The sequence below is a fragment of the Nonomuraea sp. NPDC049695 genome, assembly GCF_040674955.1.
Lineage (GTDB): Bacteria > Actinomycetota > Actinomycetes > Streptosporangiales > Streptosporangiaceae > Nonomuraea > Nonomuraea helvata.
Map to the genome: position 1 here is coordinate 50,151 of NZ_JBFANV010000041.1, position 15,239 is coordinate 65,389.

Genomic DNA, 15,239 nt, shown 5'->3' on the forward strand with positions numbered 1-15,239 from the left:
TAGGCGGAGGGAGCCACAGTGTTCGAGCACCCGGTTCGAGACCACGATATCGCCGTCATCGCCCGGGCCGGGCGTTTTCCGGGAGCGCGTGACGTCGAGAGTTTCTGGGCGAATCTGCGTGATGGCGTTGAGTCGTTCGTGCAGATTTCGGACGAGGAACTGCAGGTGTCGAATGTCGATCCCCGGCTGCTCACGCACCCCGACTATGTCAAGGTGCGGCCGGTTCTCGACGACATCAAAGGATTCGACGCGGGATTCTTCGGCTATTCGCCCCGTGAGGCCGAGATAGCCGATCCGCAGCAGCGGCTCTTCCTGGAGGTCGTCTGGGAGGCGCTGGAGCAGGCCGGCTACGGGCGGGCGGACAACCGCGGCCGGGTGGGCGTGTGGGCCGGCATGAACATCAGCATGTACATGATCGACCGCTTCGGTGACATCGAGGTCCTCGCCGCGATGGACCCCTACGAAGTGATCACCGGCAACGAGAAGGACGCCCTGGCTACGATGGTGGCCTACCGCCTGGACCTCACGGGGCCGGCGGTGTCGGTGCAGACCTTCTGCTCGACCTCGGCCGCGGCCGTGCACATGGCCTGCCAGAGCCTGCGTAAGGGCGAGTGCGAGATGGCGGTCGCCGGCGGCGTCTGCGTGCGTGTGCCCGATCGGGTCGGGCACCTGTACGTGGAGGGCGGCCAGGTCTGCCCGGACGGTCACGTCCGGACCTTCGACGAGCAGGCACGCGGCGCGATCTTCGGGGACGGCGCGGGCGTCGTGATACTCAAGCCGCTGCGCAACGCCTTGGCCGACCGCGACACCATCTTCGCGATCATCCGTGGGTCGGCCATGAACAACGACGGTGCCTCCAAGTTCAGCTACGCGGCGCCCAGCATCATCGGGCAGGCGGCGGCCGTCTCGGAAGCACTGGCCGACGCCGAGGTCTCGCCCCGGGATGTCTCCTACGTCGAGGCGCACGGCACCGCGACCGAACTTGGCGACCCCATCGAGGTGGCCGCGCTGACCCGGGCGTTCAAGTCCGCGGAACTGGCCCGATCCGGCGAGGAGTTACGCGACCGTCAGTACTGCGCGATCGGTTCGGTGAAGACCAACATCGGCCACCTGGACCGCGCGGCGTCGGTGGCCGGCCTGATCAAGGTGGTTGAGGCCTTCCGCCACGAGCTGATCCCCGAGTCGCTGCACTACCACATCCCCAACCCGGAGATCGACTTCGTCCGCAGCCCGTTCTACGTCGCGGGCCGGCCGGTTCCCTGGCCCGCGCAGCCGGGCAGGCCCCGCCTGGCCGGCCTCAACGGCCTGGGGATGGGCGGGACGAACGTGCACATCGTGCTGCAGGAGGCCCCGCCGCCGAGAGAGCGCCCCGAGTCGCCGCGCACATGGCACGTCCTGCCGCTGTCGGCACGCTCCGAGACCGCGGCCGACCAGTACCGGCACCTGCTCGGCGACCACCTGGCCGGTACGGTGGGACAGCTGTGCGCGGACGTCGCCTACACCCTGCAGGAAGGGCGTGCCCTGTTCGCGCACCGGAGGGCATGCGTCACCGCCACCACGGAGGCCGCGGCGACCGTGCTCAAGGGCGGGGCACACCCGGAGGCCACGCTGATGACCCGGCACGACCCGTCGCGCGGACGCAGGGTGGCCTTCGTGTTCGCGGGCGTCGGCGAGCACTACGCCGGCATGGTCGGCCGGCTGTACGAGACCGAGCCGGTCTTCAGACGTCACCTGGACCATGTCCTGCGGGAGTTCGCCCGGCACTCCGACCTCGACCTGCTCGCTCCGCTCACGACCGGCCGGACCGTCGTGGCCGATGACCTGGCGGTCGCCCTGGGGCGGGTCGCCGGCCCCACCACGGCGTTGTCGGAGACCCGCCTGGCCCAGCCCGCTGTCTTCGCCGCGGAGTACGCCCTGGCCAAGACCCTGCTGGACTGGGGCGTGACGCCGACGCTGATGGTCGGCTACAGCCTGGGGGAGTACGTGGCAGCCTGCCTGGCCGGCGTGCTGTCGCTGGGGGACGCCATCCGGCTGGTCGCCCGCCGCGCCGAGCTCATCGCCGAGCTGCCCGGCGGATCGATGCTCGCTGTGGGCATCTCCTGGGCCGAGCTCCGCGCTCGGGAGCCGGACCTGGAGGGCCAGAGGATCGATCTGGCCGTGGTGAACCCCGGCCAGACCGTCGTGGCCGGCCCCACCGCCGCCGTCCAGGAGCTCGCGCTCCGGCTGCGTGCGGCGCAGATCGCCTGCCGCGAGCTGGACACCACCCATGCCTTCCACTCCAGCATGCTGGGGCCCAAGGCGGAGGAGCTCACGGCCTGGGTACGGGAGTCGGTCACGCTCAACGCGCCCACCTCCGCGTTCATCTCCAACGTGACCGGTGAGGTCGCCGACGCCGACCTCGTCACCGACCCCGGCTACTGGGCCAGGCACATGTGCCGGCCGGTCCTGTTCGCCGACGGTCTCGCGCAACTCCTCCGTCACCAGGACATGGCCGTCATCGAGATCGGTCCTGGTCGGTCGCTGGGCGCGATGGTCCGCGCGCACTCCGACTGTGACCGGGCCCGCTGGCCTCTGGTGGTCTCCACGCTGCCGGCGGCGGCGGAGGACCGGGGCGATGACCGCACACTCGCGGAGGCGATCGGCGAGCTGTGGCTGACAGGGGTCACCTTCGACTGGGAGTCCTACCACCGTTCCGAGCAGGAATGGGCACCCGGCCGCGTGCCGCTGCCCACGTATCCCTTCCAGCGCGAGGAGTACTGGTTCAACCCCTCGGCCGGGCACCGCTCCCAGAACGAGCACGCAGGCGAGATCGACGTGGACAGCCTCGTCGACGAGTACGAGACGCTGCCGCTGCTGCCGGAGTCGCAGTGGATGAACCTGCCCGTGTGGCGGCAGCGCACGCCGCGGCCGCCCGTCGACGGTCCGGACGGGGACGACTGGCTGATCTTCACCGACGACGGCTCGGCATTGGGGGAGCGGCTGGCGGCCGCGGTCACCAAGGTCACGATGGTCCGGCCAGGCGAGCGCTACGAGGAACTGCCGGACGGCTACCGCATCCGGCCCGGCAACAGTCAGGACACTCTGGAGCTGCTGACGAGCCTGCGTGAACGGTCGCGCGTCCCCTCACGAGTGGTCCACCTGTGGTCCATGGGCGGCGAAACGGCCGAGCAGACCGTGCGCCGGGGCGCGCACACGCTGGTGGCCCTCGTCAAGGCCATGCTCGACGTGGGAGCCCCGCCGTGGAAGCTCGACGTCGTCACCGCGGGCGTCCAGCAGGTGATCGGCAGCGAGGTGATCCGGCCCGAGCGCGCCACCGTGCTCGGACCGTGCACCATCATCCCGGTCGAGTGCCCGGGCGTGACCCTGCGGGTGATCGACCTGGTGGAGGGCGAGCCCCTGCCCATCGCCGACCTCATGGCCGAGCTGGGCTCACAGTACGGCGACCACCTGGTCGCGCTGCGCGGCGGGCGGCGCTGGGTGCCGGACTACGAGATCCTGCAGGCCCCGGAGATGGTGGCCGAGCCGGTGACCTCCATCCGCCCCGGTGGCGTCTACCTCATCACCGGCGGGCTCGGCGGGCTCGGCCTGGCCATGGCCGAGCGGTTGGTCAAGCACTATCAGGCGCGGCTGGTCCTCATGGGCCGCACCGTCATGCCGCCGCCCGAGCGCTGGGAGACGATCCTGGCCGACCCCGCCGCCAGCGACGAGGTGCGCAGACGGGTCCAGGCGCTGGCCGGCCTCACCGCGATGGGCGCCGACGTCGTGGTGGTGGCCGGGGACGTGGCCAGGCAGGCTGACGTCGAGCGCGCGATCGTCACGGCCAAGGAGCGCTTCGGCGAGCTCCACGGAGTGCTGCACGCCGCCGGCGTCCCCGGCATGGGCATGATGCAGTTCAAGACGATGCAGGACATCGACCTGGTGCTGGCGCCGAAGGTGGCCGGCACGCTGGCGCTGGCCAACACCCTCAAGGACGAGAAGCTGGACTTCCTGCTGCTCTTCTCCTCGGTGTCCTCCGTCACCGGGGCGCTCGGTCAGGCGGACTACTCTGCGGCCAACGCCTTCCTCGACGCGTTCGCGCAGGCCCAGCCCCTGCCACAGACCAGGGTGATCTCCGTCGGCTGGGGCGAATGGACGTGGAACGGCTGGGAGGCCGGCCTGGACGGCTACGAACCGGTCATCGCCGACTTCTACCGGCTGCACCGGGAACGCTTCGGCATCGGCTTCGAGGAGGGCTGGCGCAGCCTGCTGCGGGTGCTCGCGCGGCCCGAGCCATACGTCGTGGTGTCCACGCAGGACTTCTCCGCCCAGGTCGAGGGCAGCCGCAACTACACGATCGAGGACGTGCAGACGGCCGCCAAGCGCGGGCGCGGCGATGCCAGGCACGCGCGACCGGACCTGTCCACCCCGTACATGGCTCCACAGTCGCACGCCGAGCTCGTCATCGCCGAGATCTGGGCCGAGGCGCTCGGCGTCGACCAGGTCGGCGTCAACGACAACTTCTTCGACCTGGGCGGCAACTCGCTGACCGGCGTGGGCATCGTGGCCGCGATCCGGCAGGTCTTGGAGCTGGACCGGCTGCCCGCGCACATCATCTACCAGTGCCCCACGGTGGGCACGCTCGCCGCGTCGGTCACCGCGCCCACCGCCGGGTCCACTGCCGAATCCGCGGACGCCGGCGGACGCGCCGAAGAGCGGGCGAAACAACGCAGGCAGCGCATCGCACGGCGGCGCAACGCCGCCCAGGACGGAGCCGACGATGAGTGAGGTCGACTACGACGCCGCTGTGGCCATCATCGGGATGGCCGGACGGCTCCCGCTCGCGCGGAACGTCGAGGAGTTCTGGGACAACCTGATGGCCGGCCGTAACGGGCTCCGGAGGCTGAGCGAGGAGGAGCTCCTGGCGGCGGGCGTGCAGGCCGCCCAGCTCGCCGACCCCGCCTACGTGCGGGTCGGCGGACCGCTGGAGGACGTCGAGATGTTCGACGCGCCCTTCTTCGGCTTCTCCCGCGTCGAGGCCGAGGCGATGGACCCGCAGCACCGGCTTCTCCTCGAGGTCTCCTGGGAAGCCCTCGAACGTAGCGGCTACCCGCCGATGGCCATGCCCGGCCGGGTGGGTGTCTTCGCCGGAAGCGGCTACTCGATGTACGCGTTGCAGGTCGCCGGCCGCATCCTGGCCGAGCCCGGCGGCGAGCTGATGATGGCGATCGGCACCGAACGCGACTCACTGTCCTCGCTGCTGTCGTACAAGCTGGACCTGCGCGGACCGAGCGTGACCGTGCAGACCTTCTGCTCGACCTCCCTCGTGGCGGTGCACCTGGCGGCGCAGAGCCTGCTGAACTTCGAGTGCGAGTTCGCGCTCGCCGGCGGCGCCTTCGTCCAGGTGCCGCACGGCCTGGGGTACTCCTTCCAGGAGGGCGGGATCCTCGCGCCGGACGGTGTGGTGCGGGCCTTCGACGCCGACGCCCGCGGCAGCGTCATCGGCAACGGCGTCTCGGTCGTGGTGCTGAAACGGCTGTCGGACGCCATCGCTGACAACGACCACATCGACGCGGTCATCCTCGGCTCGGCCGTCAACAACGACGGCCGGGCGTGCGCCGGCTACACGGCGCCCGGGGTGGACGGCCAGGCGTCGGTGATCGAGGAGGCCATCTCCTTCGCGGGTGTCGGCCCTGAGACGATCGGCTACGTGGAGTGTCACGGGACCGGCACGATGCTGGGCGACTCCATCGAGCTGGCGGCCATGGCCAGGGCCTTTCCCAAGGGCGGCGCCGCGCCCGTGGTGCTCGGATCGGTCAAACCCAGCATCGGTCACCTGGACCGTGCCTCCGGCTCGACCAGCCTCATCCGCGCGGCTTTGGCGCTGAGCAGGCGGACCCTGCCGGGCACGTCCAACTTCGCCACCCCCAACCCTGAGCTGACCGCCGTCCGCGAGCGGTTCACCGTCCTGTCCCGGCCGCAGCCGTGGCCGGAACGGGCACACCCGCGCCGGGCCGGGGTGAGCTCCTTCGGGCTGGGCGGCACCAACGCCCACGTCGTGCTGGAGGAGCCTCCCGCGCGACCGGCCAGGGCCGACGAGCCCGGCCCTCACCTGCTCGTGCTGTCGGCACGCGACAAGGTCGCGCTCGAGGCCGCGGCCCGAGACCTGGCCGCCCACCTCACCGCCCACCCGGACATCAGCCTCCAGGACGTGGCGTTCACGCTCCGGCAGTCGCGGGCGCAGTTCCCGGTCCGCATGGCCGTGGTCGCCGCCGATGTGGCCGACGCGTGCCGGGCGCTGGAAGATCCCGGCCGCCCGCTGACAGGGGAGACCCGGGTCCGTGATCCGCTGGTCGACCTCCACCTCGGCGAGCTCGATCGGATACCGGACCGGTGGTGGCGGTCGCTGGCGGCGGCGGTCGGCGAGACGCCGGAGGCGGCGGCACCGGCCCGCGAGAGCGCCATCACCGCGCTCGTGGCCCGGCTGCGCGAGCTGGGCTGCAGCATCGGACGGGTGCTCGACACCACGATGACCGGTTCGTACGGCGACCCGGCAGCGGAACAAGGCAGCGGACCGGCGGTCAGGATCGACGTCGCGCCCTCCGCGTCACCCGATGCCCGGGCGTGGTTCCTGGCCACGGTCGCGAAGCTCTGGATGGCAGGCGCCACGCTCGACTGGGCCCCGCTGGACGCCGGGCACGCACGACGTGTCCCGCTGCCCACCTACCCCTTCCAGCGGCGCCGTTACTGGATCGACGCGACGCCCCAGCCGTCGCAGGCGGCCCCGCCCGCCGTGCAGGGCCGCACCTCGGATCTGGCACGGTGGACCTACCTCGCCGGGTGGCGGCACGAGCCCGCAGTGCGCCCCCACGCGCCCGCCGACCGCGAGGAGGACCTGCGGAAGGTCGGTCCGTGGCTGGTGCTCGCAGCCGGCGACTTCGGCGAGGAACTCGCGGCCGGGCTCCAGCGGATCGGCGCCGACACGTTCGTCGTTCGGCCCTCCCTCTCCTTCGGCGCGGACGGCCGGGGCGGGTTCACCGTCCGGCCCGACGACGCCGACGATCTCCGGGAGTTCCTCCGTGCGCTGCCGTACCCCCCGCGCACGGTCGTGCACACGTTTGGCCTCACCGCGGACGAGCAGCCGGCCGGCGGGACGCACTCGGTGATCGCCCTGGCCGGCGCGCTGGCCGCGCATCTGCCGACGGACCCGGTGAACCTGCTAGTGGTCACGGAGAACGCCGTCAGCGTCGCCGGGTCGGTGCCCAGCTGTCCGTCGCAGGCGGCACTCGGCGGGCTGTTGACCGTGCTGGCTCAGGAGAACCCGGGATGGCGATGCCGGCACGTCGACATCGACGTGCCGTCCCCCGCCATGGCCGGCCGGGTGCTCGCCGAGGCCGTGGCCGAGTACGCCGGCCCCATCGCGCTGCGCGGCTCGGGACGCTGGGCCCGTTCGTACGACCAGGTGCCGCTCCCGCCGGTGCCCGACGGCGCGCTCCCGCCCGGCTCCGTGGTCATGATCACCGGCGGTCTCGGCCACGTCGGGCTGATCCTGGCCCGCCATCTCACGGTACGGCGAGGCTGCCGGGTGGCTCTGACCACGCGTACCGAGATGCCCGGCCCCAGCGAGTGGCGCGCGCGGCTGGCCGCCGCCGAGCCGGGCTCGGCGGCGGCGGAACGCCTGGCCCGGCTCGTGGACATCGTGGACGCCGGCGGCGACCTCCTCGTCCTGACGGCGGACGCCACCGACGAAGCGGCCATGACCGCCGCGGTCCAGCAGACGCTGTCCACCTTCGGGCGCATCGACCTGGTCGTTCACGCCGCGGTCAACCCCGACCCCGCGGGGTACGGCCCGGCGCACATGGTGAGCAGGCAGGCCTGCCAGGCCCATTTCCCGCCCAAGGTGGACGGTTTCCACGCGCTGCGCAAGGCGCTGAACGGCTCGGACGTCCGCGGGATCACCCTGTCCTCGCTGTCGGCGGTGCTCGGCGGCCTGGCGCTGGGGCCGTACGCGGCCGTGAACGCCGCGCTCGACCAGCACGTGATGGCCGACCGCCTGGCCTCGGGCGCCCGCTGGATCACCGTCGACTGGGACACCTGGGGCTCGGACTCGGATGACGCGGCACTGCCGGTGGGCCACACCGGCGCCTTCGACATGACGCCGGAGGAGGCGGCCGACATCTTCGAGCGGGCTGTGGCCGTCATCGATGAGTGCGACCACCTGGTGATCTCCACCGGATCGCTGGACGAGCGCTACGTGCAGTGGGTCCTCACCCGGCAGGACACCGGGGCCGCGGAGGTAGCGGAGGAGGAGCGCGATCCCCGGCCCGACATCTCCACGCCCTTCGCCGAGCCCCGCGAGGGCGTGGAGCGAACGCTGGCCGATATCTGGATGAGTGTTCTCCGCCTGGACTCGGTGGGCGTCGACGACGACTTCTACCAGCTGGGCGGGAACTCCGTGCTCGCGATCTCGCTGATCGCCAAGGTCCGCAAGGAGCTCGGCATCCCGGTCCCGGTGACGGCGATGCTCGGGTACCCCACCATCCGTGGCCTGGTCGAGCAGCTCGCGGAGGCCGGGGAATGAGACTCGCGAAGGTGCCGTCAGCCGGTCGCGCTCCGGCCGCGGCCGGCGGCACCCACACGAACCCCGGCCTGGAAGCGGGTCACCGCGTCCAGGCCACGCAGGACGGTGGCGATGTGGCGTCGGCAGGTCCTGACCGAGATGCCCAGGCGACGTGCCACGGCCTCGTCGGTCAGGCCCTCCGCGAGCAGCCGGATGATGGTGCCGTGCAGGTGCTCCATCACCTCGTGGTAGCCGATCCTCCGCCCGGCGCAGGGCTCGGCGGAGGTCCAGGCGGCCTCGATGAGATCGAGCAGCAGCCGCACCGCTGACGGGTTGCGGATGACGACGCCGACCGGCTCGCCGTCGGCGCCGTGGTCGTTCAGCAGGAAGGCGAGATCGGCGTCGAACACCAGCACGTGACGCGAGAGCTCGCTGGCCGTACGGATCTCGATGCCCTGCCCGAGCAGCGCGTCCAGGTCCATGCGCAGGCGAATGTCGGCGCGCGCGGCATGCTGCAGCAGCAGCCGGACCCGCACGCCGCGCTTGGCCATGGCCAGTTCGCCCTGGGACACCTTGTCGTCGGTGACGTGGTTCGGTCTGGAGGCGACGAACTCCTGACAACACCGCTCGGCCGCGAGATAGAGGTAGCCGTCCAGCACCTCGCGGCTGTGGATCTCCTCGATGCCCGCGCCGTCGTGCCTGCCGCGCTGGAGGGTGGCGTACTGGGGACGGAAGGCGCTCAGCTCGCTCCTGATCCGGCTGATGGCGAGCTGGCGCTCCCGTACCTCCTCATCGATGGGGGAGACGAGTGCCGCCGCTGCCACCTCCGGATCCACAGGCACCAGCCGGCCGCCCCCGCCGGAGCGCTCCTCTCGCAGGAGCCGCAGCCGCCGGAGGTCGGCCACGGCCGCGGAGACGACCGCGACCGGCAGTCCCACCTCCGCTGCGACCTCGGCGACGGTGGCCGCGATCTGGCCCGCGCGTAACGCGTGGGCGTAGAGCGCGGCCGACGCGGGGTCGGGAAAGCGGCCGGCGGCCGCGTCGATGATGTCGTGTGCCACAACTGCTCCTGACGATGAGTGCGACCACCCCACCGACGGCCTAGCGGCCTGCCCCGCTCTCGGCGAGCGCGTCCTCGACACGGGTGGCGAGTTCGCGGACGGTGGGGAATTCCAGAATCACGACCCCGGGCACGTTGGTGCCGAACCTCTCCCGGATCTTGACCGCCACCTGGATCGCGACCAGGGAGTTGCCTCCGAGATCGAAGAAGTCCTCGTCCAGGCCGAGGCCGTCGACGCCGAAGGCGTCCTGCCACAGCTCCATGAGGATCTGCTCGGTCTTGGTGGTGGCTTCGGCGAAGTTGCGCGGCGCGCCCCGCTCGCGGGCGGGCTGTCCGGACAGCGGCGCCTTCGCGGTCAACGCGATGTCCACGGCGCTCTCCGCCATGCGCCGGCCGCGCTCCTCCGGCCGTTCGCGGCAGACCACGTACTGTGGCTCCGCCGGGCCGTTGAGCAGCCGCCACAGCAGGTCCAGCCCCTCCCTCGGACTGATCAGCGTGTCACTTCCCGCGTCGGCCCGCCCGCTCGACGCTGCCGGCGCGCCGGCCCAGCCGGGAGCGGAGATCGACTCGTGAACCGTCGCCGGGTCGATGTACCGGATCGCGAAGCCGCTGATGCCGACGAGCTCATTGCCGTTCTCGTCGGTGACAGCGATGTCGTAGGTGTCGATGTCGCCGCTGGCGCGCGTGTCGCTTGTCGCGCGGACATGGCTGAAGACGCGCCGGGGTAGCGGCCCCCGCACGACCAGCCGGTCATAGGCGAGCGGCAGGAAGCTGAGCCCGCGCGCCGCGAGATCCGGGCGCTCCAGGCCGAGTGCGGTGGCGCCGTCCAGCAGCGCGGGATGGAGCGTGAAGTCGGCGAGATCGCCGTCCATGCCGTCCGGGAGCGACAGCTCGACCAGTTGCTCGCCCTCCCCCACGCGCACCGTCTCGACCACCCGCCAATGCGGGCCGAACTCGACGGGGGAGGGCGTGTCCCGCTCGCCGTCGGATCCGGCGACCGGTACGCAGCGTGCGGCGATCTCCTCGAGGTCGTGACGGACCCCCGTGGCCGGATCGGCCGCTGAGACGCTCGCCTGCGCGTTCTGCTCCCAGGAGGCGGCGGGATCGTCGGCCGGACGCGACGCGACGGTGAACCGGAAGCCGTCCGGACCGGACCGCACGCCGGTCACCCGAAGTTCGCGTGCCGTCTCCAGGGCCAGCGGCCGGCTGAAGAACAGGTCCCGGATCTCCAGGGGGCCGTCCTGCACGGCTTCACGGTAGGCGGCGGTGATGAGCTCGGCGTATGCGGTGCCGGGCAGCACGGGCAGACCCGCCATGCGGTGGTCGGTCAGCACCCAGTGGAAGCCTGGGTCCATTCGGGTGGAGAACTCGATGTCGCCGCCGGTGCCGAGGACACGCCTGCCCAGCAGCGGATGCCGGGCGGACCCGCCCGGCCCGCCGGGTTCGGAGGGCGCACTCTCCGCGCCGAGCAGCCGAGGGATCATGCCGACTTCGCTCCAGCCGCACCAGTTGACGGCGACGGCCCGGTAGCCGCTGGTGCGTGACTGGGCAAAGGCGTCCAGGAAGGCGTTGGCGGCGCAGTAGTCGACCATGCCGTAGTCACCGCTGACGGCCACGATCGAGGAGAACAGGACGAGCAGGTCGATCTCCTTGCCCAGCAGACGATCGATGATCAGCGTGCCGTCCACCTTGGGGCGCAGCACCGCTTCGGCCCTGTCCAGGGGCCGCATGACCGCCAGCCCTCCGCCGGCGATCCCCGCCGCGTGGAAGACGCCGTCGACGCGGCCGAACCGCTCCCGGGCCAGCCGGACGACGCCCGCCATGGCGTTCTCGTCGGCCACGTCCGCGCCGAGGATCAGCACCTCGGCGCCGTGACCCTCGGCCTCCAGGACGCCGCGGATGCGGATGGAGACCGGGTCGTCGGCATGGTGGGAGAGCAGGTAGTCGTCCCACTCCTCGCGTTCGGGCAGCCGCGTGCGGTTGACCAGGACGAGCCGGGCGGAGATGGTGCGGGCCAGTTCCTTGGCGACCTCCAGGCCGATGCCACCCAGCCCGCCCGTGATCAAGTAGACGCCACGGCGGCGCAATGCCGGCGGGAGGTCGGTCCGCTCGGGCAGCGCGACGTGCTCGAAGTCCTCCACCCACCGGCGCCCGCCACGGTAGGCGACCGTCCGCTCGGCTCCGGGCGCGGTGATCTCCGCCAGGAGCGTCTCCGTTGCGGCGGTCGCGGCGATCATGTCGTCGGACACGTCGATGAGGCGGCAGGTCAGCGCGGACGATTCGGTCGGCACGACCCGGCAGGGCCCGATCAGCAGGGACTTGAGCGGGTCGACCGGGTCGGCTCCGGACACGTTGAAGCACCGGCTGGTCACGACGCGGATGTCGGTCCTGTGCCCCGGCCAGGTCTCCATGAGCGCCTGGGTGAGGAAGAGCACGCTGGAGAACCCGAGATGCCTCGGGTCGCCGGTGCCGGCCGTCCAGGTGTGCAGGACGGCTTCCGGACGAGCCGACGCCGCGTCCAGGGCGCCGAGCAACCGGTCGTAGTCGTCGCGGCTGACCGGGTCGATCTCGTAGCGGCCTTGACCGAGGTCGGCGAACCCCTGCCCGGCACGCACCCGGACCACCCTGGCGCCCCGGGCCGACAGCGCGTGGGCGAGCTCGCCGGTCGGGGCCTCGCCGTCTCCCAGCACGAGCCAGGTGTCGGCGACGTCCTGGGCCGGGCCGACGGCCGCGAGGGCGCTGCGGCGCCAGGCCGGGATGAAGGTCGCGTCCGCGGCGTCCAGCGTCGTGCCGGTCTCCACCTGGGCGGCGGATCGAGCGGGCTTCGGGTCGGGCTCCACCCAGAAGCGCTGCCGCTGGTAGGGATAGGTGGGCAGGTGGACTCGCCGCCGCCGGCCGGGGCCCTGGACGGCGGGCCAGTCGATCTCGGCGCCGTGCGCCCACACCGTCCCCGCGGCCAACGCCATGGAGCAGGCTTCGGAGCGCTCCGAGCCGGGGCGCGGCAGGGAGTGCAAGGCGGTGGCCTCTGAGCCCAGCGTCTGGCGGGCCAACGTCATGAGGGTCTGCCCGGGACCGACCTCCAGCAGCACGGCGCCGGTCTCGCCCAGCGTCCCGCACGCCTGCTCGAACCGTACGGTGCCGCGGAGCTGGGCGGCCCAGTAGCCCGGGTCGGTGGCCTCCTCCGCGGTGATCCACCTGCCGGTGAGCGTGGAGACGAAAGGCAGGCCGGGAGCCTGCGGCTGGGCCGCGGCCACCGCCTCCCGCAAGGCCTCGGCCGCCGGGTCCATCATCGGTGTGTGGAAGGCGTGGGAGGTGCGCAGCCGCCGGCTGCCGATGCCGTGGGAGTCCAGCCAGCCGGCCAGGAACTCGATCTCCTCCTCCGGGCCGGCGGCCACGCAGGAGGAGGGGCCGTTCACCGCGGCCAGGCTCACCGAGTCTGTCAGCAGCGGCATGAGGTCGGACTCCCGCATCTGGACGGCCAGCATCGCCCCCGGAGGCATCGACTGGACGAGCCGTCCTCGCGTGGCGACCAGCTCCAGCGCTTGCGGCAGGGTGAACACCCCGGACAGGCAGGCCGCGACGTACTCGCCCACGCTGTGTCCCACCATGGCCGTGGGACGCAGGCCCCAGCTCTGCCAGAGCCGGGCGAGCGCGTACTCCACGACGAACAGCGCCGGTTGGGCCAGCCACGTCTCGCGAAGCCGCTTGTCCAGGGCTTCGGGCCCGCCCGCCCCGCGCGAGCTGAAGATCGCGTCCCGGATGTCGCAGCCCAGGTGCGGGAGGAGGAGCTGCGCGCACTCCTCGACGGTACGGGTCACCACCGGCTCGCCGGCGTGGAGCTCGGCGAGCATGTCGGCGTGCTGCGTGCCCTGCCCCGGGAACATGAAGGCCACCCGGGTCTGCTTCGAGGCGAGGCATGAGGGGCCGCCGATGCTCCTGACACTCCCGGCGCTCTCGTGGCTCTGGCCGCCTTCGTGGCTCGAGGCGTTTTCGTCGGCGGAGTCGACGAGGAAGGTCCGCCATTCGAGGGCGCGCCTGCCTGAGGTGAGGGTGTGCGCCACGTCGGCGCGGGAGAGATCGGGGTGGGCACACAGGAAGTCGGCGAGCTCCGACCGCATCGTCGCCAGCGCGGTGTCCGACCTGGCCGACAGCGGCAGCACCTGCCACGCCCGTCCGGGCGTGCCGGGCTCGGGTGGCGCGACCTCCTCAAGGATCTCGGGCGGCTGGGCCTCCTCAAGGATGACGTGCGCGTTGGTCCCGCCGATGCCGAAGGAGCTGACGCCCGCGCGCCTGAGAGTGTCACCCGCGGGCCAGGGGGACAGTGCGGCGTTGACGCGGAACGGGCTGGACTCGAAGTCGATGCGGGGGTTGGGCGTGGTGAAGTTCAGCGACGCGGGGATCTGGCCGTGCCGCAGGGCGAGCACGGCCTTGACCAGCCCGGCCACGCCCGCGGCCGGCCCGAGGTGGCCGATGTTGGTCTTGACCGAACCGATCGGGCACGACTGCCGCCCGCTTGCGCCGGCCTCCCGGTAGGCCTGCGTCAGCGCCTCGACCTCGATGGGGTCGCCCACCGCGGTCGCGGTGCCGTGGGCCTCCACATAGCCGATCGTGTCCGGGTGGACGCCCGCGGCCCGCAGAGCCTGGGTGACGACGGCGGCCTGCATGTGCTGGGCGGGAGTGGTGAAGCTCGACCGGGCCGCTCCGTCGTTGTTGACCGCGGAGCCGATGATGACGGCCAGCACGTCATCTCGGTCGGCGAGCGCGTCCTCATGGCGCTTGAGCACCACGGCGCCCGCGCCGTGGCCGAAGTTGGTGCCGCCGGCGTCGGCGTCGAAGGCCCGGATGTGACCGTCCTTGGCGTAGATGCTGTTGGGCTCCCAGATCTGTCCCCGGTTGTAGGGCAGGTGGATGTTGACCCCGCCGGCGATGGCCATGTCACACTCGCCGCCGGCCAGAGCGCGGCAGGCCAGATGCACGGCGACCAGGGAGGTCGAGCACGCGGTGGCGATGGAGACGGCCGGGCCGGTCAGTCCCAGGGCGTAGGCCACGCGCGTGGCCAGATAGTCCTGGTTGTTGTTGATCTCGACGGCCACGTCCCCGACGGCGTCGCAGACCTTCTGGTTGTCGTAGACGTTCTCGTAGCTGTACCGGTTGGGCCCGCTGCCGCCGTAGACGCCGACCGGGCCCGTGTGACCGGCACCGTAGCCGGCCTGTTGCATGGCCGTGCCGCACACCTCGAGGAAGAGCCGCTGCTGCGGGTCGGCGATCTCCGCCTCGCGCGCGTGGTATCCGAAGTATTTCGCGTCGAAGTACTCCATGTCCGCGAGCATGGGCCGCAGTCTTATGTAGTCCGGGCTTTGAATGAGCTTTTCCGGAACGTGGGCGGCGCGCAGTTGTTCGTCGGTGAGCTCGGTGAGTGATTCCACGCCGGCGAGCAGGTTGGCCCACAATTGTTCGAGGTCGTCGGCGCCGGGGAGACGAACGGCCATGCCGATGACGGCAATGCGATTTCCGGGCGTTCGGTCGGTAGTCACCGGGGGAGCCCCTCTCGTCGAGGTGATGTGTGAGCGAACAGGTTGGTCGCCCGGCGAACCTCGACGGAGACAGGCGACGCCGCCCCTCGGCCTCCGAATCTAGCCACGG

The 15,239-nt window shown here is 71.8% G+C and carries 4 protein-coding genes; 2 read left to right on the forward strand and 2 right to left on the reverse strand.

What is annotated here, in order from left to right:
• Positions 1-18: 18 nt before the first annotated feature.
• Positions 19-4,764, forward strand: coding sequence for an SDR family NAD(P)-dependent oxidoreductase (locus AB0J64_RS30850; RefSeq protein WP_364034401.1), 4,746 nt, complete (start codon positions 19-21; stop codon positions 4,762-4,764).
• Positions 4,757-8,557, forward strand: a complete 3,801-nt coding sequence (locus AB0J64_RS30855; protein ID WP_364034403.1) for an SDR family oxidoreductase — start codon at positions 4,757-4,759, stop codon at positions 8,555-8,557. Before AB0J64_RS30850 ends, AB0J64_RS30855 begins: the two co-directional genes overlap by 8 nt.
• A gap of 17 nt (positions 8,558-8,574) precedes the next feature.
• On the opposite strand, the gene AB0J64_RS30860 is transcribed toward AB0J64_RS30855, so the two are convergent.
• Together AB0J64_RS30860 and AB0J64_RS30865 are read right to left on the reverse strand one after the other, a co-directional pair.
• Entirely contained in the window at positions 8,575-9,597 is a 1,023-nt protein-coding gene (locus AB0J64_RS30860; protein WP_364034406.1) for a helix-turn-helix domain-containing protein, read from the reverse strand.
• A 40-nt stretch (positions 9,598-9,637) separates the two neighbouring features.
• The gene (locus AB0J64_RS30865) at positions 9,638-15,130 is read right to left on the reverse strand and encodes an SDR family NAD(P)-dependent oxidoreductase (protein ID WP_364034409.1); all 5,493 of its coding nucleotides are present in this window, start codon (positions 15,128-15,130) and stop codon (positions 9,638-9,640) included.
• Positions 15,131-15,239: the final 109 nt, after the last annotated feature.